This is a genomic window from Arthrobacter sp. StoSoilA2 (assembly GCF_019977195.1).
In the GTDB taxonomy this organism is placed as follows: domain Bacteria; phylum Actinomycetota; class Actinomycetes; order Actinomycetales; family Micrococcaceae; genus Arthrobacter.
The window spans coordinates 1,333,368-1,358,291 of sequence record NZ_AP024643.1; the positions used below are offsets into that span (position 1 = coordinate 1,333,368).

Genomic DNA, 24,924 nt, shown 5'->3' on the forward strand with positions numbered 1-24,924 from the left:
AATGCCCCTGAGACCCGGTCTTGGGGGCATTATCTGTCTACATATTCCTAACGGTCGGCCAGGAAACGCTGAGGCGCCACACCGCCGTCGACGATGTCTTTCAGCACCCGGCCGATAGCCGGCGTGAACTTGAAACCGTGCCCGGAGAACCCGGCGCCCACCACCAGTGGGCCAAAACGGTCCAGCACAAAGTCCTCCGTGGGCGTGGTGGTGTACGTGCAGCTGATGGGAACCGCCGTTGAAGGGTCGACGCCGGGAAGCCACTCTTGCGCGTAACGCACCAAGGCGTCGAGCTGCTCGGGTATGGGCTGGAACGTGCGCTCGTCCGGATCCATCACGGGGCCGACGCCATGCCAGCCCGCTTTGACGCCCTCGCCGGGGGTGAGCATGCCGTAGACAGGGCTGTACCAGTACTCGTACGCGGGATCGTCAAAATCCGGGGTGTGGTTGAAGCTTGGCCACACGAGCGTGTTGTCCACGGGGGTGAAGTGGGCAGGCTGCTCCTGGGTAACAACCAGTGGCGGTAGCTTCGCGTGGTCGCCGAGGACCTTGTTCGTCCAGGCGCCGGCGGTGACCACCACCCGGTTGGCTGTGTACTCGGTCTCGTCCGTCACGACCACCACGCTTTCGGCACCGTCGACGCGGATGTCGCGGACCGGCGTCGAGTATTTGAAGATGGCGCCATGGGACTCGGCGGCCGTTCGAAGTGCCACCAGTGCATTGGCTGAACGGACCCGTCCGGATCCGGGAACGAAGAGCACATCGGTGGCGAAGTTCATGCCTTGCCATCGGTCCATGGCCTCATCGGCTGAGATGAAGTAGCTTTCGATGCCGCGTTCCTGATGGGCCGCTTGGACGGTCCGGAGCCGCTCGACGTTGCCGTGGTTCGCCAGCCCCACCAGGTCCAGCAGCGGCGCCCCTGTTTCCGCAGCGAGTTCGTCCCACAGGGTCTTGGCCTCGGCGAGGAGGTCCAGGTAGTCGGCCTCGGCGTAGGCGGTGTTGAAGTTGCGCGTGGCGCCGTGGGAGGCACCGATGTGGTGACCGGCCTCGAACTGCTCCAGCAGGACCACGGACTTACCGCTCCGGGCCAACTGCCACGCGGCGGCCGATCCCATTGCTCCTCCGCCAACAACTACGACGTCCACCATGCCAGCTCCATCCACCCTCGGCCCACTATCAGGTTCCATTCTGCCCCCACCCGTGCAACCAGGTCGCAGCAGATGCCCTTTTGAGCGCTCAAAACGGCATCTGCTGCTACTTACTTGGGTTGGCGCTCGTCGCAAAGGCATGGAAGATTGGGACCCGTGAAATTCCTTCACCCGTCTCCCAAGTCCTCTGCCCGCGGCGTCACGATCCTGCGCGTGGTGTTCGGCGCACTGATCATGGTGCATGGCATCCAAAAGTTCGTTGCCGGTCACGCCGCCTTCGCTGCGTCGGTTGCTGCCATGGGCGTGCAGAAGCCCGAGATCGTTGCCTGGCTGGTCATCGCAGGGGAGATTGGACTGGGGCTGCTCCTGGTCCTCGGGGCCCTGACCAGGGTGGCCGGTTTCCTTGCGGCAATCATGTTCGCCGGCATCTGGTTCGTCACGGAAGCCGGCAAGCCGCTGCTTACGGACAAGTCCGGTGTCAATGCCGAACTCCTGATCGTCTACGTCGCGATTTCAGTGGCGTTCGTGTTCCTCGGGCCCGGCGCCTGGTCGCTGGACCGCAAGCTGGCCAGGCAGCCGATCGGCCAACGTCGCTAAGGCCAGTGGCGTCAAGGCCAGCGACGTTAATACAGCCGGGTTAACTCCCGACGGCGGCACACGCCGAACGCGGTAACCTCACCGCGCGTCGTTCGGGTACCGGATACCCAGTTGAGACCGCACGCCGTCGAACAAGCGCATGACGTTGATGGAGTCCTCCAGCGGCATGACCGGGCTCTCCAGCAGGCCCTGTTGAATGCACCGTGTCACTTCGCGGAGTTCGTAGGTGTAGCCGACGCCCACCACATCGAATCGTTCATGCCGCGGCTCATCCCAACCAACACGGATCAGCAGTTCCCGGGGGTTGTTCACCGAGCCCACCGTCTGCAGATACCCGAGCCCGCCCGCCACCGTGGCAGTGCGTGGACCGTGGGCCGTCAGGGAAGAGGTTAATTGCGCCTGGGCGCCGCTGGCGTAACCGAGCGTCAGCGCATTCTGGGTGTCCACGCCGTCCTCGTTCAGCGTGCCGATCGCGGTCACTGACTGTGGGAAGCCCAGCGTTCCCAAGGCCCAGAGCAACGGGTAGACGGTGATGTCCAGCAGTGCCCCGCCTCCGTCGTTGAGTGCCCAGATGCGGGCGGATGGATCGTAGGGTGCAGGGAAGCCCAGGTCCGCGCTGACCCACTGGGTGTGCCCGATTTCCCCTGACGCCGCAATGGAAAAGGCGCGCTGCATGCTTGGCAGGAAGCGGCTCCAGACTGCCTCCATGAAGAACACCTTGTGCTCGCGGGCCAGCCTCACCAGCTCGGTGGCTTCGCGGGCGTTGATGGTGAGTGCTTTCTCGCAGAGCACATGTTTGCCTGCACGCATGGCCGCCGCGGCGATCTGGAAATGCTGTGCGTGGGGTGTGGCCACGTAAACCACGTCGACGGCGGGATCCTCGAACAGTCGCTCGTAGCCGGGGACACCGGCGTCGTTCCCGTACGCCTTGGCGAAACCAAGTGTGTGCGCAAAAGCGTCCGCGGCAGCCTGGGTCCTTGAGCTCACGGCGTAGAGTTCCGCGTCCTCCAGCAGGGAAAGGTCCAGGGAAACACTGTTGGCGATGTTGCCTGTGGACACGACTCCCCATCGCAAACGCTGGCCGGTTGCAGCACGGGGATCCTGGTTGGTCTGGGTGGACAGCCACGGCTTGGCGATAGGGAGAGTCATGCCTGTCATCCTCTCATTTCCGACACTGTAAGCATTCTGTCGAGTCGCCCGAATGTCAGGCCAAACTATATTCCTCGCCTAGGCTGAGGGAATCATCCCTCGCAGAGGTTCTGTGGGGAGTTACCGAAATGGAGCAGGGATGGGTATTTTTCGGCGCGTCATTTTGCCGGTTTCCTGGCTGGTGGTTTTCGCAATAATTGCGGTGGCTTTGGTCAAGATCGCTTTCGTAGACGGCCTTAAGCCATCTGATTCCGGGCCCGCGCCCTTGGCGCAAGTGGACATACCGGTGGTCCCGGCCACCCGTGCAACTGTCACTAATACTGTGGAAATCAAGGGCACCGTTCAGAGCGACGCCGCTGAAGCCATACGGAGCACATCGGCTGGCAAGGTCATCAAGGTCTTCGTGGAGCAAGGCGCCACTGTGGCCAGGGGCGACGCCCTGTTCCAGGTCAAAGCAGAACGCGCTGTGACATCCGCGCAGCCATCGAAGGACGGAATGTCCTCGGCGCCCAAGCCTGTATATGACTACTTCGACGTCCTGGCACCCAGCAGCGGTACCCTGCAGTCCCTGACCACGCTGATCGACCAGCAGGTGAGCGTCGGGGAAAGTGTCGGCAAGATCGACCCCGGAACGTACACCGTGGCCGGCTCGGTCACGGCCGCCCAGCAGTACCGCCTGCTCGGCAAGCCCGGCCCGGCAGAGATCGCTTTGGTTGGCGGGCCGGCACCGTTCCAGTGCACCGAGGTGACGCTCAAGAACAACGCGTCCGACGACGGCGGAGGCACCTCGGGTGGTTTGTCGTCCACAGGCGGAGGTGCTGGCATGGGTGTCGGCGGGGCAGTCGCAATCCCCGGTGGGGGCGGCGGCCAGTCGCAGGACGGTGGCACGCCCACGGGAACGCTGAGCTGCGCCATCCCGGCTGGGCATGAAGTCTTTGCCGGACTTGGCGCGACCATGACCGTCAGTGCGGGCGTCGCCGCCGATGTGGTGACGGTTCCGCTGACCTCGGTGAAGGGCAGCGTGAAGGACGGCATCGTCTGGATTGCGGGCGCAGGAGGGAGCGGGGCTGCTCCGGAGGAGCGCACCGTACAGCTTGGTTTGAATGATGGCAACGTAGTTGAAGTGACGTCCGGCTTGACCGAGGGCGAGCAGGTCCTCGAGTTCGTGCCAGGCGCTCCGGCTGCCCCGGACCCCATGATGGGCCCTGGGCAGGGCACCTACATTCCGGCGGGTTAAGCATGGACGCGATGAGCACCAACGAAACCCTCGTCAGCCTCCGCTCAGTGACCCGTTCCGTGACGCTGCCGGACGAGCAGCAACTGCATATCCTCCGAGGCGTCGATCTTGAGGTCCAGAGCGGTGACCACACGGCCATTGTCGGCCGGTCAGGATGCGGAAAGTCGACACTGCTCAACCTCTTGGGGCTACTGGATGTCCCCACGTCCGGTGAACTGGAATTCCTCGGCAGCCCTGCGGACCGGTTGAGCAGCAACGCCCGCGCCAGCCTGCGTGGTTCCACAGTTGGCTTCGTGTTCCAGCAGTTCAATCTGTTGCCGGGACGCAATGCTTTGGACAACGTCATCACTCCCTTGTTTTACGCCAAGGGCAGGGAGTTTTGGCGCCGCCGCGAACTGGCCATGGACATGTTGGACCGCGTTGGATTGGCCGCCCGAGCCAACACCATGCCAAACATGCTGTCCGGCGGTGAACAGCAACGCGTTGCCATCGCACGCGCCTTGGTCCGCAGGCCACGGCTCATCCTTGCCGATGAACCAACAGGCGCATTGGACGTGGAAACCGGTCAGGCTGTCATGGCCTTGCTGGACACCGTGGCCACGGAAACAGCGGCCGCACTGGTGATCATCACGCACGATACCAATGTGGCGGCACTGGCCCGTGCCTGCTATCGATTGGACTCGGGCGTACTGACCCCGCTGGCACTTGCCGAAACAGCAGGAGTCAGCGCATGACCGGCTTCATGTCCACGCTGGTGGAAGCCTGGCAGGAACTCCGGATCAACAAGGTGCGGATACTCTTGGCCCTCCTTGGGGTCGCCTTGTCTGTTGCTGCGCTGACATCCGTGGTGGGCCTCGGCAGCCTGGTACGCGAAGGGATCAAAGTGCAGTCCGAACGCGATGGAGGCCGCGTGGCAACGTTGACGCTGGGCGTCAACGGCCCGACCGCTCCCGATGCCGAAAAACTGGAGAAAGCCTACGAAGGAATCCAGCAGCGTTACGGCATCACCACGTCTGCACATGTGGGCCGCACCCAGGCGGGCTTCCAGTTTCCCCGCGGCGTGACCACCGTGAACATGACCATCGTGGACATCGGGTATGGCACCATACACCGCGTGCCCCTCACGCAAGGGACGTGGTTCGCCGCCGACGACGACCAAAGGCTCGCACCCGCCGTCGTGGTCTCCGAAGGCTTTTACAACCAAGCGGGCAGGCCCAACCTGGCCACCAACCCCACCGTCACCATCCCAGGTGACCAGCCGGCAACGGCGGTGATTATCGGCGTCGTTCCCGATACCTGGCCCGACTCTCCTCCATCCGCGTTCATCCTCACCAACGCTGCGGCAATGACCGGTATGCAAGCTGATATGTCCGAGTTCAAGATCTGGGTGGGGGAGGAACAGGCCGCCGCACTGACCGCCGCCATCTCGGCGGACCTGCAGGGACAGTTCCCGGGATACTACGTTCAAGCCCAACGCGTCGACTTCGCCGCCTACGGTGATCCGCTGGGACCGGCACAGTGGATTGTGGGCGGCGTAGCCGGACTGGTGCTCCTGCTCGGGGCAGTGGGAATGCTCAACATTTCCATGGTCACCGTGCGCTACAGGGTAAGGGAAATCGGCATCCGACGCAGTTTCGGTGCGACGTCCGGCCGGATCTTCTTCGGCGTCATGATGGAATCCGTCGTAGCCACGGCGGTTGCCGGAATAGCAGGCGTCATGCTGGCTGTCGCAGTGGTGAAGAACCCTTGGATCGAGTCAAAGGTAGCGCCCGGCCTGACCGAATATCCGTCCTTCCCCGTAGACGCAGCGCTCCTGGGCCTTGGCGCGGCTGTCCTTGTGGGCGCACTCGCCGGAGCCATCCCGGCGCTCGTGGCGGTGCGCGTCAAGGTCATCGATGCAATCCGCTTTTGACCTCCTCCGTGAGCCGGCCCTGCTGAAGCCGGAAACAGCGTTCCGTTTTTTGGGCCAGGCTCCGGTCGTGGGTGACAACCAGAATGGTGGTGTTATGGTCCCGGCTCAGTGAGCTCAGCAGCTCAATGATGTGCTCGCCGGTCTGCTCATCCAGGTTTCCCGTGGGCTCATCGGCAAGGATCAGCTTGGGCTCGTTGGCCAGTGCCCGGGCGATCGCGACGCGTTGCTGCTCGCCACCGGAAAGGCGGTTGATCCGGCGCGACTGCTTTTCCGGATCCAACTGCACCTGCTCCAGCAATTCCTTGGCGCGCTTCAGCCGCGCAGCCTTCCGGACCCCGGCGAACTCCATGGGCAGCATGACGTTGTCCACGGCGCTGAGGTTCGGGATCAGGTTGAATTGTTGGAACACGAAGCCGATATCACGACGGCGGTACTCGGTCAGCTTCCTGTCCGGCAGTCCCGCCAGGCTGACGCCATCCACGACGACGTCTCCGCTGGTTGGTTTGTCCAGCGCACCCAGGAGCGACAACAGCGTGCTTTTGCCGCTGCCGCTCTTGCCGACGATGGAAGCAAGAGATCCCTTCTCCAGCTGGAAACTCACACCATTGACAGGCTTGATGGTCCTGTCACCGGACTTGAACTGACGGACCAGGTCCTTGACTTCAATCACGGCTATTCTCCTCGGAGTACTTCGATGGGACGGATGCGGGCGGTCAGCAAGGCCGGGACCAATGCGCCGATGATGGCCACCGCGAAGACCGCGGCGATGCCTGCAGCGATGACGCCGGGGGAGGCGCTCGCAGTGACGGAAGTGAGCAATTGGGAGGCCCCGCCGAACGGACCGCCCTGGCCGCCGGCGAAACCTCCACCGGCGAACCCTCCACCGCCGAAGCCGCCCGCGCGCTGGGTGGCTGGGGCCGCCGTCGTGCTTGTGTTGGAACTGATCAGCGCGGACGCGATACTGCCGCTGGCGAGCGATGCAATGGCGGCACCCACCACGCTGCCCAAAGCCACAAGTACCAGCGATTCCAGGACGAACTGGAGGCCGATAGTGCGGTTCCGGGCACCGATGGCCTTCAGCACGCCAATTTCGCGGCGGCGTTCCCGGACCAGCATCACCATGATCAGCAGGATGATGAGTCCGGCGGTAGCGAGTGCAGCAATGAACGCGACCAGGGAGATGTTCTTGACGCTGTCCAGCGAACTGACCGCGGTTTCGAGGTTGCGTTGGCCTTGGGTGACGTCTGCTTTGCCGGTTCCCAACGCGGCCTGGACGGCCGTCTTGGTGCTGTCGACGTTTTCCATGCTGTTGACCGTGACGATCATCGTGGAGAGCTCGTCAGGGGTACCCGCCAGCGTCTGGGCCTCGGGCAATGTCACGTACACGGCGTTGTTGCCGAAGGCGGTTCCGGCGTCGAAGATGCCCGCCACCGTGAAGGTCTTGTCCTGGATGGTGAACGTCGAGCCGACCGTAAGGCTGTTCTTCTCGGCCAGCGTCGTTCCTACCAGCGCTTTTGCCTGGGCCGTGGCGTAGTCGCCCAAGCCCGTGCCGCTGGTGATGTCCAAGGCCTTGCCGGTGCTGTCGACCTCGGCGCCGATGCCCGTGGCCGTAATAGGAAGGGTGCGAACCCGTTGGGCGGTGCCCGCACCTCCGGTGTTGGTGGTGGAGCCGTTGCGGTTGCCGAGGGTGCCTGCATCGATGGCTGCCGTGAGGTTGGTGGTGACGCTGGCCTGCTGCCCGCCGGGACCGAAACCGCCCTGAACGGCTTGCTCGGTGGTGCCTGTTTCTGCCGTCGCCGTTTGCAGACGCAGCGCCTTGGTACCCACCACGGACGTCACGTTGGTGACCGAGGCTGCCGTCTGCGCTTGAGCAGCGGTGAGCGGTTCGCCGCCACCTTCGAAGCCCTGCCCACCAGCCGGATTCACTGTCAGGGTGGTGCCCACGGAAGCATTGAGCTCCTGGACCTTGGCACCCACGGCCTGGTTGGCGACAAGCATGGCCAACGCCAGGCCGATCGCTACGGCCAGCACAGCGACTACCGCGGCCGTTCTGATTTTGTTGCGGAAGGCATTGCCTACGCTTCGGGCAAGGACGCTCACGTTTCTCCTTTGGACCTGCTGGGTTCCGCAGACCGCTGGCTCGCGGGCTGCAGGTCCAACACTGCTGAGCGCTGCTGTGCGGGAAGCCTGCCGAAGCTATGTGTGGGCTGTGAAATGTGCGGAGGTCAGGCAGGTCCGGATTCCGAACGACCTCTTGACAGCGTGACGAGCTGCACAGGCATAATAGGACAGCCCCTTGAGAAAGCGCTTTCTCGCAGTGAGGGCAAGGAAAAGCAGTTAGTCGAATCGCCCATTCCCGCTACCAGGCATGTGCTCTTTGGCGTGCCGGAAAACAGGCCAATGACGTCCACAACATCCCCGAACAACCTTCACTCCCGATTCCCGAACCGCCCGTTACGGCGACTTCCAGCCACGGTGGCAGCAGTAGCAGGCATCGCGCTGGCGGCAACGCTGGCAAGCGCGCCCCCGAGCAGCGCCGAACCGGTTGATCTGCACGGTTCGCCCACAGTCTCAATACACGATTCAGCTCCCACAGGTTGGGCCTCCGTTGGCAGCACCCCGGCCGGCCCGGGGACCAACGGTGGGTCCGACGCCCCGTCGGAGAACGTTCACGTGGTGAGCACCTTGGCAGAACTCAAGGCAGCCACGCTGAATAACGGCGACCCCAAGGCACCCAAAATCATCTACATCCGGGGGACCATCAACGGTAACGAAGCCCCTGACGGAAAGATCCTTGGCGAGCAGGACTACGCTCCCGGCTACAACATCCAGAAGTACATGAGCTGTTTTCTGGACAATGGCAAGACCTGGAGCGACCAAGCGTTCCCGTACTGCAAGCAAATGAGGCAATTGCGTCAACAGGGCAGCAACGCCATGAAGCGGCAGATCGAGGTGAACCTTCCGAGCAACACCACGCTGCTGGGACTGGACGACGACTCCGGGCTGGTGGGAGCCAACGTGATCATGAACGTTGCCAGCAACGTGGTGATTCGGAACTTGAGCATTGAATCCCCCGTGGACTGGTTCACCACGTGGTCTCCCGACGACGGCGACGGCGCCTGGAACGCCCGCTTCGACTGCTTGTCCGCCGTAACCTCGGACCACATCTGGATTGACCATGTCCTGGTGACAGACGGCCGCTATCCTGACAGCGAGGCGCCCAAGGACTTCAAGAACGAGCCCGTCATCCGCCACGACGGCCTGCTGGATTTGAAGGACGGAACAGACTTCGTCACGATCTCCAACAGCCAACTCAAGGACCACGACAAGACGAGCCTTCTGGGATCCGGTGACGAGCATGTGGACAAGGACGGCGGAAAGCTGCGCGTAAGCTTCATTTCGAACCTCTTCGAGAACACCCAACAGCGTGGTCCCCGCGTCCGCTTCGGCCAGGTGCACGTTCTGAACAACTACTTCGTCGGCAGTAGCAAGGACCCGGACTATCCCATGATTAGTCAGGAGCAGGGCGGCACCAGCTACTTCATCGGCGCGGGCTACGATTCCCGGATCTTCTCCGAGTACAACGCCTTTGACTACTCCGGGCCGGAGGCCGATGAATCCATAACCGTCACCAGCTACAACGGCAATATGTTCAGTGATACCGGTTCCTGGTTCAACGGTGAGCCCGTCAACCTGGAAGCCATCGCCCAAGACTCCTTTGACGAACGCAAGGCGGAAGCGGTAGCCGCCGCGGCTGAGTCAGGCACCGACGTACCCGAATGGGCCCAGCGTGACTTTACGTCCGACGTCGGCTGGTCACCTTCGGATAACTACGAGTACCGGACGCTGAAATCGCCGGACGCAGTCCGCAAGGCAGTGCTGAACTTTTCGGGACCCGGGGTGATCAAGGTCCAAGAGGGGAAGTAGCCCCTACAGTTCAGGCAAAGCGAAAGCCCCGGCCCGCCTGCTGGCGGACCGGGGCTCTGCTGTTACTTGGAGCTAGCTGTTACTTGGTGATCGGTGCTACTTGGTGATCGGGCCGAGAACCGGATCGTCGACGTAAGCCGTCTTGACGTTCGCTGCCGTCACGATCTGCGGCGGGAGCAGGTAAGCCGGAACAGTCTTGACACCGTTCTTGTAAGAATCCTTGTCATTGATTTCCAGCTGCTTGCCGGCCTGCAGGTCCTTCACCATGGTGATGGCGTGCTCAACCAGCTTGCGGGTGTCCTTGTTGATGGTGGAGTACTGCTCGCCAGCCATGATCGACTTGACCGACTCAACCTCGGAGTCCTGGCCGGTGATGACCGGCGTCGGCTTTCCTGCGGCCTTGACCGAGTTCAGGATGTAGCGTGCCAAGAGGTCGTTCGGGGACAGTACGCCGTCCAGCGGGGCCGAGGTGTAGCTGCCTGCCAAGAGGGTGTCCGCACGCTTCTGCGCGTTTTCGCCCTTCCAACCCTGGGTAACAGCCTGCTCGAAAGTGGTCTGGCCGGAGAGTACCTTCAGGGTTCCGTCGTCGATCTTCGGCTTCAGGACGCTCATGGCTCCGTCGAAGAAGACCTTGGCGTTGGCATCATCCGGGGAACCAGCGAAGAGCTCGATGTTGTACGGGCCGGAAGCTTTCTTGGCCTTCAGTCCATCCAGCAGGGCCTGGCCCTGCAGCACACCGACCTTGAAGTTGTCATACGCCACGTAGTAGTCCACGTTCTCCGTGTTCAGGAGCAAACGGTCATAAGCAATGACCGTGGCGCCGGAGTCCTTGGCCTGCTTGAGCTGCGTACCCAGCTGGGCGCCGTCGATTGCGCCAACGATGATGACCTTTGCACCCTTGGTGACCATGGCGCTGATCTGGTTCTGCTGCTCGGACACGCCGCCGTTGGCGAACTGGACGTCGGGCTTGAACCCGGCGCCGCTGAGGCCGTCGTTGAACAGCTTCTCCGCGAGGACCCAGTTTTCACTGGTCTTCTGCGGAAGGGCGACGCCGATCATCGAGTCCTTGGGGAACGCTTCCCCGCCAGCAGTGCTGCTGCTTGAGCCGCTGTCAGAGCGGCCGCAGGCTGTCAGCGCCAGTGCCGCGATGGCAGCGACTGCTGCTGCCTTTCCTGCTTTACCAAACATTCGCATATCTTGGTTCACTTTCTGTGTGGGTGGGGTGGAGCGAGTCAGGCGGAAACCGGTCAGGCTTCCTTGGAGATGACCTCTTTGGTGGACGTGGTCTCGTCCGGCTTGATGTCGTTGTTGCGCTGGAAGTTCTTCATCAACAGGCCGGTGATGGACCGCTTGCCTTGGATCTTGTTGTAGACGTCGAAGGCTACGGCGGCCAGGAGCACCAGGCCCTTGATGATCTGGGTGAGGTCGGCGCCTACGCCCAGGAGCTGGAGGCCGTTGTTCAGCACGGCCATCACCAGGCCACCGACGATCGAGCCGATCACGGTGCCAACGCCGCCGGTAACTGCGGCGCCACCGATGAACACGGCTGCGATTGCGTCCAGTTCCCAACCGACGCCGTCAAAGGGGCCGGATGCGGTGGATCGGCCAACGAAGATCATGCCGGCGAGGCCTGCAAGGACGGACATGTTGAGCATGACCATGAAGTTGACCTTCTTGGACTGCACACCGGACAGTTCTGCTGCGTGCCGGTTACCACCAACAGCGTAGACGTGGCGGCCAAGGACGGTCTTGTCAGCGATGAAACCGTAGATCAGGACCAGCACGGCCAGGATCAAACCGGGGATTGGGAAGGAGGTTCCGGGGCGGCCGGTGGCGAAGAGGTACGTGGCGTAGAGGATGGCACCGCAGATCAGCACCAGCTTGGTGACCTCAACCCAGAGCTCGGGAACGTCGGCGCCGAGGGCTTTGTTGGTAGCGCGGGCCCGCAGGGACATGATGACAACAAACGCCGCGGCCACGATGCCCAACAACAAGGTGAGGTTGTTGAAGCCCGTGTTTGGCCCAATTTCCGGCAGGTAGCCCGAGCCCAGGTACTGGAAGTCGCTGGGAACAGGGATGGTGTTGGATTTGCCTACGAACTGGTTGAAACCACGGAACAGGAGCATGCCTGCCAGCGTCACGATGAAGGCGGGGATGCCCACATATGCTGTCCAAAATCCTTGCCAGGCACCGATGATTGCACCGAGCACCAGTCCGAACAGCACACCCATGTACCAGGGGATGCCCCAGTCCCGGATCGCGAGGGCTACGGAAACACCCACAAATGCGGCCACGGAACCCACGGACAGGTCAATATGGCCGGCGATAATCACCAGGACCATGCCGATGGCCAGGATCAGAATGTAGGAGTTGCCGTTGAACAGGTTGATCACATTGCCCGGGGTCAGCGTCCGGCCCTCGGTGAAGATCTGGAAGAAGACGATAAGTGCCACCAGGGCGAAGATCATGCCGAACTGGCGGGTATTGCCACCAAATAGCTTCTTGAGCGCGTTCATTGTTTTGGTCCTTGTGTCAGGAAGGGGTGAGTCTGGGCCAACGGTCAGGCCGTCTTGCGGGCGGAGGTCATGAGTTTCATCAGGCTTTCCTGGCTAGCTTCGTTCTTGTCCAGGACACCGGTGATGGCGCCTTCAAAAATGGTGTAAATGCGATCGGACAGGCCCAGGAGCTCAGGAAGCTCCGAGGAAATGACAATCACTCCCTTGCCTTGGTTCGCCAGCCGCTGGATGATGCCGTAAATCTCATACTTGGCGCCGACGTCGATTCCCCGCGTGGGTTCGTCAAGAATCAGGAGATCCGGATCGGTGAACATCCATTTGGCCAGCACCACTTTCTGCTGGTTTCCGCCGGAGAGCTTGGCGACGCCTTCCTCCACGGACGGGGTCTTGGTGCGCAGGGATTTTCGGTACTCCTCTGCCACCGAGAACTCCTTGCGGTCGTCCACCACTGTGTACTTGCTGATCGCCCGGAGGTTCGCGGCTACCGTGGTGGTCTTGATGTCATCCAGCAGGTTCAGGCCCAGGGACTTCCGGTCTTCCGTGACGTAGCCCAAGCCGGCGTCGATGGCCGCCCGGACGCTGCGGAGGTTGACCGGCTTGCCGTCCTTGTAAACCTGTCCCTTGATGTAGCGGCCATAGGAGTGCCCGAACAGGGAACGGGCAAGTTCGGTGCGGCCGGCCCCCATGAGTCCTGCGAAGCCCACGATCTCGCCGCGGCGTACGTAGAAGTTGGAGCCCTTGCAGATCAGGCGGTCCTGGATCTGCGGGTGGCCGACGGTCCAGTCCTTGACCTCGAAGAAGATCTCACCGATCTTGGGCTCATGGTCCGGGAACCGGGACTCAAGCGTCCGGCCCACCATGCCTTTGATGATGCGGTCCTCGTCAACGCCATCCCGCTTGACGTTCAGTGTCTCGATCGACTTGCCATCACGGATGATGGTGATCTCATCGGCAATCTGTTCGATCTCGTTGAGCTTGTGGGAAATGATGATCGAGGTGATGCCCTTGCCCTTCAGGCCCAGGATCAGGTCCAGCAGGTGCTGGGAGTCCGATTCGTTCAGGGCCGCTGTGGGCTCGTCCAGGATCAGCAGGCGGACGGACTTGTTCAGCGCCTTGGCGATTTCCACCAGCTGCTGCTTGCCGACGCCAAGTTCCTTGATGGGGGTGTCCGGATCCTCACGGAGGCCAACCCTGGCCAGCAGTTCAATGGAACGTTTCCGGGCTTCTGCCCAGTCGATGATTCCCCACTTGCTGGGCTCGTTGCCCAGGAAGATGTTCTCGGTAATCGAAAGCTCCGGGATCAACGCCAGTTCCTGGTGGATGATGACGATGCCCGCGGCTTCGCTTGCGCGGATGTCCTTGAATTGCTGCGTTTCGGCCATGTACACGATGTCTCCCGTGTAGCTGCCGTAGGGGTAGACCCCGGAAAGAACCTTCATCAGCGTGGATTTTCCGGCGCCGTTTTCGCCACAGATTGCGTGGATTTCGCCGGCCTTTACGCGCAGGCTCACATTCGACAAAGCCTTCACGCCGGGGAATTCCTTCGTGATCGAGCGCATCTCCAAGAGGATGGGTTCGTCTTGCGTGTCAGGGGTTGTCATCAGCCCTTACGCCTCCAATGCATGACTTCGTTGTCGCTCCCCGAATGGCGGAGCTGTCTGATGAAAAAGTAAACTGGATCACCTATCTTGTCGTCAAGACTTGAACACAAGAACCAGCTAACGATTTCGTTACCTACCCGTAATTCCAGCTTGTTGGAACACCAAGGCAGCCGCGCCAAGCGCTTCGGCACGTGCTCCCAAGGACGACATTGCGAGGTGCGTTGTTTCGCCCACCACGGGTACAGCGTGACGAACAAGGCCCCTGCGGATGGGGTTGAGAAGGAGGTCGCCAAGGCCCGCCAGGGGCCCGCCGACGACGATCACTTCAGGGTTGATCAGGTTGGCCACGTTGCCCAAGGCGCGCCCCACGGCAAGGCCGGCATCATCCACCACGCGTTGGGTTGCGGAGTCACCTGCGAGGCAATTCCGGACAATGTCCTGGGGCGTCAGCGATGTCTCTTTGCCCCTGCCCAGCAGCTCGATCATGGTGGTGGTGGAGGCGATGGTTTCGAGGCAGCCGCGGTTGCCGCACCGGCACATCAGCCCGTGCTCGTGGATGGTCGCATGGCCGATTTCTCCCGTGATGCCCACGTTCCCGTAGTAGGGCACGCCGTTCAGAATCAGGCCCGAACCAATACCGGATCCGATCTTGAGGAACATCAGGTTGGAGACGCCGCTATGAGGTCCCCACGTCACCTCCGAGAGGGCGCCAAGATTGGCGTCATTATCAACAAATACGGGACAATTCAGGGCTTCCTCAAGCCTATGCAGGATATCGATCCCCACCCATTCGGGCAGGATGGCACCTTGCGCCACCGTGCCCGATCTACGGTCGATCGGACCAGGGATACCCGCGCCGGCTCCCACCACAGCGCTTGGATCGATGCCGTTTTCGGCGAGCAATCTCCCCAGTAACCGGACTGCGGCGGCGATACCTTCCTCCGCATGGTGGCCCAGTGGAAGTTCGATGAAATCCTCTGCGATGACGTGATATCCGAGGGAGGCCAGAACCACCCGCAGGTGGCGTCGGCCGAAGTCGATTCCGACGGCGACCGCACCGTTGCTGTTCAACCTCACGTTGGTCGCGCGGCGTCCGGAGCTAGTGGTTGGCTCGGTGGAAACGAGGCCTGCGTCCTGCATGATTTTCACAATGTTGGACACGGTGGCAGTGGAGAGCCCGGTCTGCCTTGAAAGCTCGGCCTGCGTAGACGGCCCGCTCAACAAGCACTCGATAATCCGTTGCTGGTTCAAGTGCCGGAGCGCGGACTGCGAGCCGGGTTTTCGTGGTTGGCTCTTCGTTGAGCGCTGCGTAGCGGGCATGACAAGAAGATTGCCCCAAAAGCCACCTTGTAGTCAAGAAGTGAACACAAGCAGTCAAGCTTCCCCGACATACTCCAACGCAAGAAGTCCCACATCCCTCTGGTTGTGTGGCCTGATCTGCGTGCAATGCGTCCCGCTTCGCCCGCCTCCGGGTCTAAATGCCCCGCTCCACGTGTAAGACCACAGGCCTACTCTGGAAACAAAGAAGACTTCCGGCCCTCACCGGTCCGGTACCCGGTGCAACCAAGGTGGTAATGATGCTGCTATCCGTCCTGCAGGCCAACGCTTCAGTCCTGGACGTCGAGGCGAACCTGCGCACGATCGACGACGCCGCCCGGCGCGCAGCACAGGCGGGGGCCGGGTTGCTCCTGACGCCGGAGCTCTTCCCCGTGGGCTACGCACCGCTGCGGCTTCACGCCGAGTTGGACCCGGCAACACTTCCCGGCATCCGCGAACGCCTCGCTGGCATCGCCCGCCGGCACAATATCGGACTTGTGTACAGCCTTCCGGCGCCATCTCCCGAGGACAACGCCTGGCACATCACCGCTACCCTCGTGGACGGCAGTGGCGAGGAACTCCTCCATTACGCCAAGGTCCACCTCTTTGGCGCGGAGGAGCGCAAGGCGTTCGTCGGCGCCCAAGCACCTCCCGCCGTCGTGGATTTCAACGGGATCCGAACGTCGATCCTGATTTGCTACGACGTCGAGTTCCCGGAGGCAGTCCGGGCGGCTGCAACCCGCGGGGCTGAACTCCTGCTGGTCCCCACGGCGTTGTCAATGGGGTTCGATAACGTGCCGCAGGTGCTCATCCGTGCCCGCGCGGTGGAGAGCCAGCTCAACGTTGCGTACGCCAACCACAGCGGGCGCGAGGACATCTACAACTTCCTCGGCGGCAGCGTCGTTGCCGGCCCCGATGGCTCGTTGCTCGCGGCGGCGGGGGAGGCGGCAGCGCTCCTGTTCGCGGAAGTGGGCACGGAGACGGTGAAGGCCGCACGCGACGAAGTCCCGTATCTGCGCGAACGACGCCCTGAGCTCTACCGGGAATGGGAGGCGGGCGCATAAACCGCGCCTCCCTCGGACCCCGTCAACCCGGCAACAAGCTCGTCCGCGTACTGCAGCGCGATCCATAGTTCTGCCCGGACCTGTGCCTGGTTGAGGTCCTTGTCCAGCAGCTCACCGAGGACGCCTATTTGCCGGCGGACGCTGTTGCGGTGCAGGCCCAGCATTTTGGCCGAACCGTCCCAGCTTCCGTTTTCGCTGAGCCAGCCGCGCAGCACCGACAGGAGGGAATCACGGCGGTCAGGTTCCAGGGACAACACGGGGGCAAGGAGGCGCTCGGCCAGCATGGTCCCTGCCTCGCGTCCCAGAAGACCGGTTACAGACCACTGCACTTCGTCCACACGGACACTCTTCCCGCTGGACAACACCCGCCCGCGCAGCGAACTTACCCGCTGATACGCCGTCGCAAGCCCGGTGAGTTCGGTGGGCTCGCCGATCGCCAGCCTCCAGCCAAGCTTTTCGACGTCGGCAAGCAGCGCGTCATCCACCTTCAAACGGGTGATGGCCGCGAAGCCGTAGTCGGTTATTTCCACGAGCTTGGTATCGAACAGCCTGCGCCACTGCAGCAGCTCACGGACCGGGCCGTCGCCGGCGGGCCAGTCGGGGGATTCGGCCTTGATGCCCTGCACTACCCGCATCTGGCCCGAACGCGTCGAGGAAAGGCTCTGCGCCAGCAGGTCTTTGAGTCCGTTGACGTGCTTGGTTGCGCCTGTGGACAAGGTGTCCGGATGGAGGAGCAGTGCGGTGGCAAGCTGGCTCGGAGCAAGTGATCCGCTGGTTCGTTGACGGACCAGCAACTCCAGCAAACCCACCGCCGACTGCACCACATTGTTCTGCGCAGGCGTCAGGGGAGCGTCCGAGCCAAGAATCAGCGCCCCAAGGTTCGCGTCCTTTGTACTGCGCAGAGGATGACCGAACACCAGGGCAGACCCAGGCTGCTCGAAACCATCCATCTCCACGCGCGGTCCGCTGCCGGTCAGCAACCGTTCCAGCAGCGGCGCCAACAATGAATGCTCGACGCCGGTGCTGCCGCCGGCATTGTGCCCGCGCGCCCGCACGCGTCCGTCCGCCCCGACCAGCACGGCCCACACGGGAACGCGCTGGACGAGGGCTGCCAGTAATTCATGCTCTGGTCTGGGGGAGAGGACTGCCCGCATGAGTTGGCGGTTGGTTTCCGCCAATTGCCGGAATACGCGGGCGTTGTCCGATTCCAGGAGCTGGGAGAACTCCAGGCCGATCGCGGCGAAGGGCACGGACTCAGGGACCTCAAACAGGGTGAGGTTATGCCTGCGGCAGGCGTCGAGGAGGACGTCCGGGACGGCGTCGAAATAGGGCCTGATGCCGAATCCGAGGGCGGCCACCTTCGCCCCCACCAGTCGCCGAACATACGCGTCCACGCTGGCCGCCGAGCCGCCGTCCCCAAGGAAAGGCAGGCCGGCGGTCAGCAGGAACTCGCCCTCTGGAAGGTAAGGGGTGGGGTCTTCGAGCTCGCTCGGTTCCACCCACCGCAGCAGCGAGGCGCCGCTGCCGCCGTCGTGAAGCATTTTCAACTCGGGCGGCAGCTGCTCCAGGAACTGTTCCAGCGTGACGAAACTCAGGCGGGCGGTGGCGGGCTCAGGCAACATGGTCCTGCCCGGCGGCTGCCGGCTCCTGGTAGTCGGGGCACTCGTAGGCTGCATCTTCTTGGGTAAAGGAGGCGTATACGCGCGGCAGTCGAGGCGCGATCCTGTTGATGATCTCATCCCCGTGGCTGCCGATCGCGGCGCCCCAATCGTCGGCGCTCGCCGCTCCGGTGGCCGGGTCACCGAACAACACCGCAGTATCGCCTACGCCGATCCCGGTCGCGTCGGGTCCGAGGTCCACCATGAATTGATCCATGCAGACCTTGCCGATGACCGGGACGCTGCGTCCCCCGATGTTCACCACCGAGCGGCCACTGATGCCTTTCGGGATGCCGTCCGCGTAGCCGAGGGGAATGAGCCCAAGGTAGCGGGGTTCATAGGTGATGGCCTGGTGCTCGTAGCTGACGCCAGTGCCTGCGGGGACCTTCTTGACCATCACCAGCGGGGCCGTGACGCTGAGGGCCGGCCGTAATCCGAAGTCGGTCGGATTGAGGTGGTCTGCGGGGGCGAGGCCGTAAATTGCCAGTCCCGCACGGACCATGTCGAAGTGGAATTCCGGCCGGTCCAGGATGTTGGCTGAGCTGGAAACGTGCCTCAGTTCAGGTTTCAGTCCGGCAGCGCGTGCCTCACGTACGGCGTCTTCGAACTCAGCAACAGCGCTGGCATTCCCAGGATGGGCGGGCACATCGGCCCACGCCAAGTGGGTCCAAATGCCGCGGACAAGAACGGTGCCGTCCACTTCCGCTTGCCGGGCATGGGCTACAAGTTCGGCCCAATCCTCCTTTCGCGCACCACCGCGGCTCAGCCCGCTGTCCAGTTCAAGATGTACGACGGCGGGACGGCCAAGGCGTTCGGCGATGCCTGCCAGCACCTGGAGTTGGTGGACGCTTCCGAGGGAGACGTCGATGTTGTTTTCGAGTGCTTCCAGGATGGTGTCGCTCGTCTGGGATGCCAGATACAACCACGAAAGGATCGGTGCTGTGATGCCGGCTTTGCGCAGTGCGATGGCTTCGGTGAGCTGCGCGGTTCCCAGCCAGTCGGCGCCGGAATCAACGGCCGTACGGGCTACTTCCACGAGCCCATGCCCGTAGGCGTTGCCCTTCACTACGGCCATGAAGAAGGGTGCCTTGGTGCGGTCCTTAAGGGCCTTGATGTTGTCTGAAATGGCGGACAGGTCCACTCTGACCTGACCGGAGAGGGCCAGTGGACCGCCCTCTTGGTACTGTGCAATACGTCTCATGGTTGAACACTATAGGTCATTTTGCACCATTGTGTGAGGTGGCTTACATGCCAGTCTTGTGGAGGGGAAATCGAAACTACTTTGAAGGGACGTCAAGGGTGACTGTGCCTGTGAACACTCAAAACTCAACGGCGGCGAGCATGGCCAGGCCCAGCCTCGGTGGCCAACTCCTGCGCCGCAAGCCGATCGGGCAGATGGTCAACGAGGCCGGAACCGGCGAAAGCGGCACGCCGCTGGTGCGCAGCTTCGGGGTCCTGCAGCTGACCATGATCAGCGTCGGTGCAACACTGGGCACCGGCATCCTGGTGATCCTTGGCGAGTCCGTGCCGCTGGCCGGCCCGGCCATCTGGATCTCCTTCGTGATCGCTGGTTTGGCTGCGCTCTTCTCCGCAGTGTCCTACGCCGAAATGGCAGGGCTCGTCCCGGTGGCAGGCTCCAGCTACTCCTACTCCTACGCCACGATGGGTGAGGGCATGGCGTGGATCTGCGGTTGGTGCCTGGTACTGGAATACGCGGTGTCCGTGGCCGCTGTTGCGGTAGGTGCGGGACAGTACGTCAATGAGACACTGGCGGCGTTTGGGCAGGTCCTGCCTGATGCCATGAGCCAGCCGCCGGGCGATGGCGGGGTGGTGAATGTTCCCGCCATGGTGATCGTGGTTCTTGCCATGATCCTGCTGGTCCGGGGCGCCCGTGAAAGTGCCTGGATCAACACGGCGATCGTCATCATCAAAGTAGGCATCCTGATCTTCTTCTGCGCCGTCGCTTTCACCGCTTTCAATGCCGGAAACTTCGAGCCCCTCATGCCGATGGGTGCAGCCGGTGTCTCTGCCGCAGCATCAAGCGTCTTCTTCTCCTACATCGGATTCGACGCCGCCTCCACCGCCGGCGAGGAAGCCAGGAACCCCAAGCGGGACCTGCCACGTGCCATCATGCTCTCCATGGTGATTGTCACCAGCATCTACGTCCTGGTGTCCGTAGCCGCGATCGGTGCCCGTCCGTGGGGCTGGTTCGATGGCACGGAAGCTGCCCTGGTCCAGATCCTGCACGAGATCACCGGCCAGCCGTGGATCGCTTTGGTCTTCTCTGCCGGTGCAGTGCTTGCCATCGCCAGCATCGTGCTGACAGTCCTCTACGGCCAGACCCGCATCCTGCTCTCAATGTCCCGCGATGGCATGGTGCCCAAAGTCTTCGGCCGCGTCTCCCGCCGCACCGGAACACCAGTCGCCGGGACCCTGATAGTGGGAACCGCCGTCGCACTCACCGCTGGCTTGGTCCCGCTGGGTGCCCTGGCCGATGCAACCAGCATCGGCACGCTGTTCGCCTTCGCACTGGTCAATGTCGCCGTGATCTATCTCCGGCGCAACCGCCCGGACCTTGACCGGAGCTTCCGGGTCCCGCTGTACCCGATCACCCCAATCCTGGGCACGCTGATGTGTGCCTTCCTGATGCTCAACCTCGGCGCAGACACCTGGATCACGTTCGGTGTTTGGATGCTGGTGGGCATCGCCATCTACTTCGGCTATGGACGCCGGAACTCCAAGGTAGCCGCGCTCAGCGAACAGGACTACCGTGAACTGACCACCAGGGCCGCGAGCCCGGAACCTGTGAAAGCCGCAAACTGATGACCATCGCTACCGAACTTCCCACAGCCGACGTTGCCGCTTCCGCGGCGGAGGCAGGCGAAGCCCCCATCACCATGCTGAACCCGGACTTCCCGTTCAGCTATGACCATTACCTGGCACACCCGGACGGACTCGGAAGCATTCCCGAGGAGCTCTATGGCACGGAAGTAGCCGTCATCGGCGCCGGCCTGTCAGGGCTGGTCACCGCCTATGAGCTCATGAAACTTGGCCTCAAGCCCGTGATCTACGAGGCCGACCAGATCGGAGGCCGTCTTCGCACGGCAAGCTTCCCCTCTGCGCCCGGCGTCGTAGCCGATCTTGGTGGCATGCGTTTCCCGGTCTCCGGCAAAGCCTTCTACCACTACGTGGACCTTCTTGGCCTGGAAACACAGGACTTCCCCAACCCGATGGCCCCGGCGACGTCCAGCACTGTGATCGAACTTGCGGGCAAAAAGCACTACGCCACCACAGCAGATGAGCTGCCGGAATTTTTCCAGGAAGTGGCCGATGCCTGGAAGGCCGCAGTCAACGATGGCGCTGCCTTCGCTGAAATGCAGGAAGCCATCAAGGCCCGCGATACCAAGCGGATCAAGGAACTCTGGAACGCACTCCTGCCCGAACTGGACGAGCAGACGTTCTACGGATTCATCGCAGCCAGCAAGTCCTTCAAGGAAGCCGGCTTCGCCCACCGCGAAGCGTTCGGCCAGGTGGGCTTCGGAACCGGCGGTTGGGACACCGATTTCCCCAACTCCATCCTGGAGATCCTCCGCGTTGTCTACACCGACGCAGACGACCAGCACCGGCTCATTTCGGGAGGAGCGCAAAGGCTCCCCGAGGCACTGTGGAACCACGCGCCGTCGGACCTTAAATACTGGCCGGCCGGCACGTCACTGTCGTCGCTGCACTCCGGCTCCCCGCGTGGAGCGGTGGACAACATCCGCCGGGCAGACAACGGTGACCTGGTGGTCCGCGAAAACTGGGGACGCGAAGCCACTTACCAGGCGGTGGTAACCACTTGCCAGTCGTGGTTGCTATCCACGCGCATCCACACCGAGGAGGCTTTGTTCCCGGCCGAGCTGTGGACGGCGATCGAGCGCTCGCACTACATGCAGTCGTCAAAGACATTCGTGATGGTGGACAGGCCCTTCTGGAAGGACATCGATCCCGAAACCGGACGCGAAGTCCTGTCCATGACACTCACCGACCGCCTCAACCGGGCTACATACTTGCTCGACGACGGCCCTGACAAGCCCGCTGTCATCCTCCTGTCCTACACATGGAACGATGACGCGCTGAAATGGCTTGCGCTCACTGCCGAAGAGCGCGTCAAGCTCATGCTGCATTCGTTGGAGCAGATCTACCCCGGCGTGGACATCGCCAGCCACATCGTGGGGCAGCCGATCACTGTCTCCTGGGAAGCGGACCCCAACTTCATGGGGGCCTTCAAAGCCAACCTGCCGGGCCATTACCGGTACCAGCAGCGGCTCTTCACCCACTTCAAGCAGGATCAGCTGCCGGAGAGCCAGCGCGGAATCTTCCTTGCCGGTGACGATGTCTCCTTCACCGCAGGCTGGGCCGAGGGCGCCGTGACCACCGGCCTCAACGCCGTGTGGGGTGTGGTGAACCATCTGGGCGGATCGTCCGTTGCCGGTAACCCGGGCCCGGGCGACCTGCTGGACGAGTTCGGTCCCATCAGCCTGGACTGAATTTCCCTCGACCAGATGCGTTGCGGGGCCTGCCCTGCGTCCCAAACCCCGGGTTAGGGCACAGGGCAGGTCCCCGCATTCGCGCCTAAGCGTGCATTTCCCGGTGCGCCGCAGCGAGATCCTTGTAATGGGCGGCGTTGTGCTTGACGCCCTCAAACTCTTCGTCGGTCAATTCGCGGCGTACCTTGGCGGGAACCCCGGCCACGAGTGATCGCGGCGGGATGACTGTGCCTTCCAGGACCACGGCGCCGGCTGCAATGAGCGAACCCGTGCCAATCACTGCGCCGTTCAGGATGGTGGCACTCATGCCGATGAGGCAGTCGTCCTCCACAGTGCAGCCGTGGACCACTGCGCTGTGCCCGACGGAGACGCGCTCGCCAACCGTGCAGGGGAAACCGGGATCGGCGTGCAGGACCACGTTGTCCTGCAGGTTCGATCCGGCACCGACGCTGATCGCGGCCGTATCTGCGCGCACGGACACACCATAAAAGGCGCTGGAGTCCTCGGCCAGCGTGGCCTTGCCGATGATCGATGCGGTGGGTGCCACGAAGGCGGATTCATGGATGACCGGGGTGTCCCCGGCGAAAGTGTAAGAGGGAGCCATGGAGCCAGCTTAGTTCCCAACTGGGTAGCAGCAGAGCGCGTTATGAGCGCTCATAACGCGCACAAATGCGACCTAGTTGGGGGAGGGGGTGCGCAGGACCAGGAATTGGTAGTGCTGCGTCCAGTTGCCCGCTCCCGGCCCGGACTCGACACCGATGCCCTCCGGCCAAGTCCTGAAATGCTCAATCGAGCCGTGCTCTCCGAAGATCCGGCGCACGGTGTCGTCGCTGCGGCGGCTGAAGAAACGGCGGGGTTCTTCGAGGTCCTCCGGGTTGAGGACCTCCACATCCTCACCGGACCAAAGCCCGACGGCGATCGGCGCGCCAGCCGCGCTGACCCGCACAAGTTCGCTGACGACGTCGTGAATCCTGCTGTTGGGGACATGCAGGAGGGTGCTCATGGTCCAAACGGCGGAGAAAACCGAATCGGGGAACGGCAACTGGCGGCCACTGGCGACAGTAACTTCGAGCCCGTGGGAGCGGGCCACATGAACGCTCTCCGGTGAGAGGTCCACGCCTGTGTAGTGCAGGCCTGCACGGACGAACTCCAACCCTTCCACACCCGTGCCGCAGCCCAGCTCGAACACGGAGTGCCGGTGTTCCTCCTTCAGGAGGCGGGTGAACCATTCCCGGCACTCGACCCGGTGAGGGGTGAGGGCGCGGGTGTTCCGGACGGGTGCCTGGCGGTCGTAGAAAACTGCGAGGTCAGCTTCGTGGTCAGCTTCGGGGACGCCATGCATACCCCCAGCTTAGGAGTGGCGCTAGTTGAACACCACGGTCCGGGTGCCATCCAAAAGCACGCGGTGTTCAGCGTGCCACTGGACTGCCTGGGCCAGGGTGCGCCCCTCCACGTCGCGGCCCATCTGGACGAACTGGGCGGCAGTGCGGGCGTGGTCCACACGGATGACTTCCTGCTCGATGATCGGCCCCTCATCGAGGTCCGCCGTCACGTAGTGGGCCGTCGCGCCGATGATCTTCACACCGCGGGCGTGGGCCTGGTGGTAGGGCTTGGCCCCCTTGAAGGAAGGCAGGAACGAGTGGTGGATGTTGATTGCCTTGCCGTTCAATTCCGTGCAGAGCTCGTTGGAAAGGACCTGCATGTAACGCGCCAGGACTGTGAGTTCGACATCGTGCTCCGCAATCAGTTTCAGGAGTTCGGCCTCGGCCTGCGGCTTGGTCTCAGGCGTCACCGGAATGTGGTGGAACGGGATCCCGTAGAACTGGGCCAGCTCTTCAAGGTCGCGATGGTTTGAAACAATCGCCGGAACATCGATAGGCAGCGTTCCGGTGCGCTGCTGGAACAGGAGATCGTTCAGGCAGTGCGCATCCTTGGAACACAGGATGATGGTGCGGACCTTCCGGCCTACCGGGTTGATCTGCCAGGTCATGCCAAAGGACTCAGCGACCGGCCGCAGTGCGGCGGCCAGCTCGTCCTGGGAGGACGACGTCGTAGCCTCCACGCGCATGAAGAAGTTGCCGGTGCTGGGGCTTCCGTACTGCTGGGAATCGGCGATGTTGCAACCCGCCTCAAGCAAGGCTCCAGCTACCGCGTGGACGATGCCGGGGCGGTCGGGGCAGGAGAGTGTTACAACAAAAGCAGCAGGCAAGGCGGATTCAGTCACGCGGATAAGCCTACCTGTGCTGCCTTGTTGTACTGTTAACGGGTC

Annotated in this window: 21 protein-coding genes; 8 read left to right on the plus strand and 13 right to left on the minus strand. The window is 62.7% G+C overall.

Annotated elements, in window-relative coordinates; all coding sequences use genetic code 11:
* Positions 1-47 precede the first annotated feature (47 nt).
* Positions 48-1,148 (minus strand): FAD-dependent oxidoreductase, encoded by a 1,101-nt coding sequence (locus tag LDN82_RS06230; RefSeq protein ID WP_224166767.1) that lies wholly within the window; start codon positions 1,146-1,148, stop codon positions 48-50.
* 156 nt (positions 1,149-1,304) lie between these two features.
* Here LDN82_RS06230 and LDN82_RS06235 point away from each other — a divergent pair, with 156 nt between their 5' ends.
* The gene (locus LDN82_RS06235; RefSeq protein WP_224091487.1) at positions 1,305-1,745 is read left to right on the plus strand and encodes a DoxX family protein; all 441 of its coding nucleotides are present in this window, start codon (positions 1,305-1,307) and stop codon (positions 1,743-1,745) included.
* Between the two features lie 78 nt (positions 1,746-1,823).
* Here LDN82_RS06235 and LDN82_RS06240 read toward each other — a convergent pair whose 3' ends face one another.
* Positions 1,824-2,894, minus strand: a complete 1,071-nt coding sequence (locus LDN82_RS06240) for a Gfo/Idh/MocA family oxidoreductase (RefSeq protein ID WP_224166768.1) — start codon at positions 2,892-2,894, stop codon at positions 1,824-1,826.
* Between the two features lie 139 nt (positions 2,895-3,033).
* Between LDN82_RS06240 and LDN82_RS06245 the strand changes: the two genes are divergently transcribed.
* From LDN82_RS06245 to LDN82_RS06255, 3 genes are read left to right on the plus strand one after another with little or no spacing between them, the layout of a single operon-like run.
* Entirely contained in the window at positions 3,034-4,131 is a 1,098-nt protein-coding gene (locus LDN82_RS06245; RefSeq protein ID WP_224166769.1) for an efflux RND transporter periplasmic adaptor subunit, read from the plus strand.
* A gap of 11 nt (positions 4,132-4,142) precedes the next feature.
* Entirely contained in the window at positions 4,143-4,865 is a 723-nt protein-coding gene (locus LDN82_RS06250; protein WP_224166770.1) for an ABC transporter ATP-binding protein, read from the plus strand.
* Positions 4,862-6,043: an ABC transporter permease gene (locus LDN82_RS06255; protein WP_224166771.1), complete on the plus strand. Its 1,182-nt coding sequence runs from the start codon at positions 4,862-4,864 to the stop codon at positions 6,041-6,043. Before LDN82_RS06250 ends, LDN82_RS06255 begins: the two co-directional genes overlap by 4 nt.
* Here LDN82_RS06255 and LDN82_RS06260 read toward each other — a convergent pair.
* Both LDN82_RS06260 and LDN82_RS06265 read right to left on the minus strand, forming a co-directional pair.
* Positions 6,021-6,713, minus strand: a complete 693-nt coding sequence (locus LDN82_RS06260) for an ABC transporter ATP-binding protein (RefSeq protein WP_224166772.1) — start codon at positions 6,711-6,713, stop codon at positions 6,021-6,023. The two genes, LDN82_RS06255 and LDN82_RS06260, sit on opposite strands and share 23 nt — an antisense overlap.
* 2 nt (positions 6,714-6,715) lie before the next feature.
* Positions 6,716-8,143, minus strand: a complete 1,428-nt coding sequence (locus LDN82_RS06265; protein ID WP_224166773.1) for an FtsX-like permease family protein — start codon at positions 8,141-8,143, stop codon at positions 6,716-6,718.
* A 300-nt stretch (positions 8,144-8,443) separates the two neighbouring features.
* Between LDN82_RS06265 and LDN82_RS06270 the strand changes: the two genes are divergently transcribed.
* Positions 8,444-9,970 carry a pectate lyase gene (locus LDN82_RS06270; RefSeq protein WP_224166774.1) on the plus strand — a complete coding sequence of 509 codons (1,527 nt, stop codon included), beginning with the start codon at positions 8,444-8,446 and terminating at the stop codon, positions 9,968-9,970.
* A gap of 96 nt (positions 9,971-10,066) precedes the next feature.
* Here the strand turns inward: LDN82_RS06270 and LDN82_RS06275 are convergent, their stop codons facing one another.
* The 4 genes from LDN82_RS06275 to LDN82_RS06290 all read right to left on the minus strand — a co-directional run bounded on the left by LDN82_RS06275 (position 10,067) and on the right by LDN82_RS06290 (position 15,407).
* Positions 10,067-11,164, minus strand: a complete 1,098-nt coding sequence (locus tag LDN82_RS06275) for a sugar-binding protein (protein ID WP_224091499.1) — start codon at positions 11,162-11,164, stop codon at positions 10,067-10,069.
* Between the two features lie 53 nt (positions 11,165-11,217).
* Positions 11,218-12,486, minus strand: coding sequence for a multiple monosaccharide ABC transporter permease (gene mmsB, locus LDN82_RS06280; RefSeq protein ID WP_224091500.1), 1,269 nt, complete (start codon positions 12,484-12,486; stop codon positions 11,218-11,220).
* 44 nt (positions 12,487-12,530) lie between these two features.
* On the minus strand, positions 12,531-14,087 hold the full coding sequence (mmsA, locus tag LDN82_RS06285; RefSeq protein WP_224091501.1) for a multiple monosaccharide ABC transporter ATP-binding protein: 1,557 nt from the start codon (positions 14,085-14,087) through the stop codon (positions 12,531-12,533).
* A 129-nt stretch (positions 14,088-14,216) separates the two neighbouring features.
* Entirely contained in the window at positions 14,217-15,407 is a 1,191-nt protein-coding gene (locus tag LDN82_RS06290; protein WP_224166775.1) for an ROK family transcriptional regulator, read from the minus strand.
* A 254-nt stretch (positions 15,408-15,661) separates the two neighbouring features.
* Between LDN82_RS06290 and LDN82_RS06295 the strand changes: the two genes are divergently transcribed.
* Positions 15,662-16,468 (plus strand): carbon-nitrogen hydrolase family protein, encoded by an 807-nt coding sequence (locus LDN82_RS06295; RefSeq protein WP_224166776.1) that lies wholly within the window; start codon positions 15,662-15,664, stop codon positions 16,466-16,468.
* On the opposite strand, the gene LDN82_RS06300 is transcribed toward LDN82_RS06295, so the two are convergent.
* Together LDN82_RS06300 and alr are read right to left on the minus strand one after the other, a co-directional pair.
* The gene (locus tag LDN82_RS06300) at positions 16,441-18,090 is read right to left on the minus strand and encodes a PucR family transcriptional regulator (RefSeq protein WP_224166777.1); all 1,650 of its coding nucleotides are present in this window, start codon (positions 18,088-18,090) and stop codon (positions 16,441-16,443) included. The two genes, LDN82_RS06295 and LDN82_RS06300, sit on opposite strands and share 28 nt — an antisense overlap.
* Entirely contained in the window at positions 18,080-19,327 is a 1,248-nt protein-coding gene (gene alr / locus LDN82_RS06305) for an alanine racemase (RefSeq protein WP_224166778.1), read from the minus strand. Before alr ends, LDN82_RS06300 begins: the two co-directional genes overlap by 11 nt.
* A gap of 140 nt (positions 19,328-19,467) precedes the next feature.
* Between alr and LDN82_RS06310 the strand changes: the two genes are divergently transcribed.
* Both LDN82_RS06310 and LDN82_RS06315 read left to right on the plus strand, forming a co-directional pair.
* Positions 19,468-20,949, plus strand: a complete 1,482-nt coding sequence (locus LDN82_RS06310; RefSeq protein ID WP_224167478.1) for an amino acid permease — start codon at positions 19,468-19,470, stop codon at positions 20,947-20,949.
* Positions 20,949-22,655 (plus strand): NAD(P)/FAD-dependent oxidoreductase, encoded by a 1,707-nt coding sequence (locus LDN82_RS06315; protein WP_224166779.1) that lies wholly within the window; start codon positions 20,949-20,951, stop codon positions 22,653-22,655. The genes LDN82_RS06310 and LDN82_RS06315 overlap by 1 nt, the downstream gene beginning before the upstream one ends.
* Positions 22,656-22,740: 85 nt before the next feature.
* On the opposite strand, the gene LDN82_RS06320 is transcribed toward LDN82_RS06315, so the two are convergent.
* From LDN82_RS06320 to purU, 3 genes are all read right to left on the minus strand, one after another.
* Positions 22,741-23,259 (minus strand): gamma carbonic anhydrase family protein, encoded by a 519-nt coding sequence (locus LDN82_RS06320; RefSeq protein WP_224166780.1) that lies wholly within the window; start codon positions 23,257-23,259, stop codon positions 22,741-22,743.
* Positions 23,260-23,331: 72 nt separating this feature from the next.
* Entirely contained in the window at positions 23,332-23,997 is a 666-nt protein-coding gene (locus tag LDN82_RS06325; protein WP_224166781.1) for a class I SAM-dependent methyltransferase, read from the minus strand.
* A gap of 21 nt (positions 23,998-24,018) precedes the next feature.
* Positions 24,019-24,879: a formyltetrahydrofolate deformylase gene (gene purU / locus LDN82_RS06330; protein WP_224166782.1), complete on the minus strand. Its 861-nt coding sequence runs from the start codon at positions 24,877-24,879 to the stop codon at positions 24,019-24,021.
* Positions 24,880-24,924: the final 45 nt, after the last annotated feature.

Excerpts from the sequence above, each read along its gene's own strand:
- LDN82_RS06230 (WP_224166767.1), bottom strand. The coding sequence starts at position 1,148 with ATGGTGGACGTCGTAGTTGTTGGCGGAGGAGCAATGGGATCGGCCGCC.
- LDN82_RS06240 (WP_224166768.1), bottom strand. The coding sequence starts at position 2,894 with ATGACTCTCCCTATCGCCAAGCCGTGGCTGTCCACCCAGACCAACCAG.
- LDN82_RS06245 (WP_224166769.1), top strand. The coding sequence starts at position 3,034 with ATGGGTATTTTTCGGCGCGTCATTTTGCCGGTTTCCTGGCTGGTGGTT.
- LDN82_RS06250 (WP_224166770.1), top strand. The coding sequence starts at position 4,143 with ATGAGCACCAACGAAACCCTCGTCAGCCTCCGCTCAGTGACCCGTTCC.
- LDN82_RS06255 (WP_224166771.1), top strand. The coding sequence starts at position 4,862 with ATGACCGGCTTCATGTCCACGCTGGTGGAAGCCTGGCAGGAACTCCGG.
- LDN82_RS06270 (WP_224166774.1), top strand. The coding sequence starts at position 8,444 with ATGACGTCCACAACATCCCCGAACAACCTTCACTCCCGATTCCCGAAC.
- LDN82_RS06275 (WP_224091499.1), bottom strand. The coding sequence starts at position 11,164 with ATGCGAATGTTTGGTAAAGCAGGAAAGGCAGCAGCAGTCGCTGCCATC.
- mmsB (WP_224091500.1), bottom strand. The coding sequence starts at position 12,486 with ATGAACGCGCTCAAGAAGCTATTTGGTGGCAATACCCGCCAGTTCGGC.
- mmsA (WP_224091501.1), bottom strand. The coding sequence starts at position 14,087 with ATGACAACCCCTGACACGCAAGACGAACCCATCCTCTTGGAGATGCGC.
- LDN82_RS06290 (WP_224166775.1), bottom strand. The coding sequence starts at position 15,407 with ATGCCCGCTACGCAGCGCTCAACGAAGAGCCAACCACGAAAACCCGGC.
- LDN82_RS06295 (WP_224166776.1), top strand. The coding sequence starts at position 15,662 with ATGATGCTGCTATCCGTCCTGCAGGCCAACGCTTCAGTCCTGGACGTC.
- LDN82_RS06300 (WP_224166777.1), bottom strand. The coding sequence starts at position 18,090 with ATGTTGCCTGAGCCCGCCACCGCCCGCCTGAGTTTCGTCACGCTGGAA.
- alr (WP_224166778.1), bottom strand. The coding sequence starts at position 19,327 with ATGAGACGTATTGCACAGTACCAAGAGGGCGGTCCACTGGCCCTCTCC.
- LDN82_RS06310 (WP_224167478.1), top strand. The coding sequence starts at position 19,468 with ATGGCCAGGCCCAGCCTCGGTGGCCAACTCCTGCGCCGCAAGCCGATC.
- LDN82_RS06315 (WP_224166779.1), top strand. The coding sequence starts at position 20,949 with ATGACCATCGCTACCGAACTTCCCACAGCCGACGTTGCCGCTTCCGCG.
- LDN82_RS06320 (WP_224166780.1), bottom strand. The coding sequence starts at position 23,259 with ATGGCTCCCTCTTACACTTTCGCCGGGGACACCCCGGTCATCCATGAA.
- LDN82_RS06325 (WP_224166781.1), bottom strand. The coding sequence starts at position 23,997 with ATGCATGGCGTCCCCGAAGCTGACCACGAAGCTGACCTCGCAGTTTTC.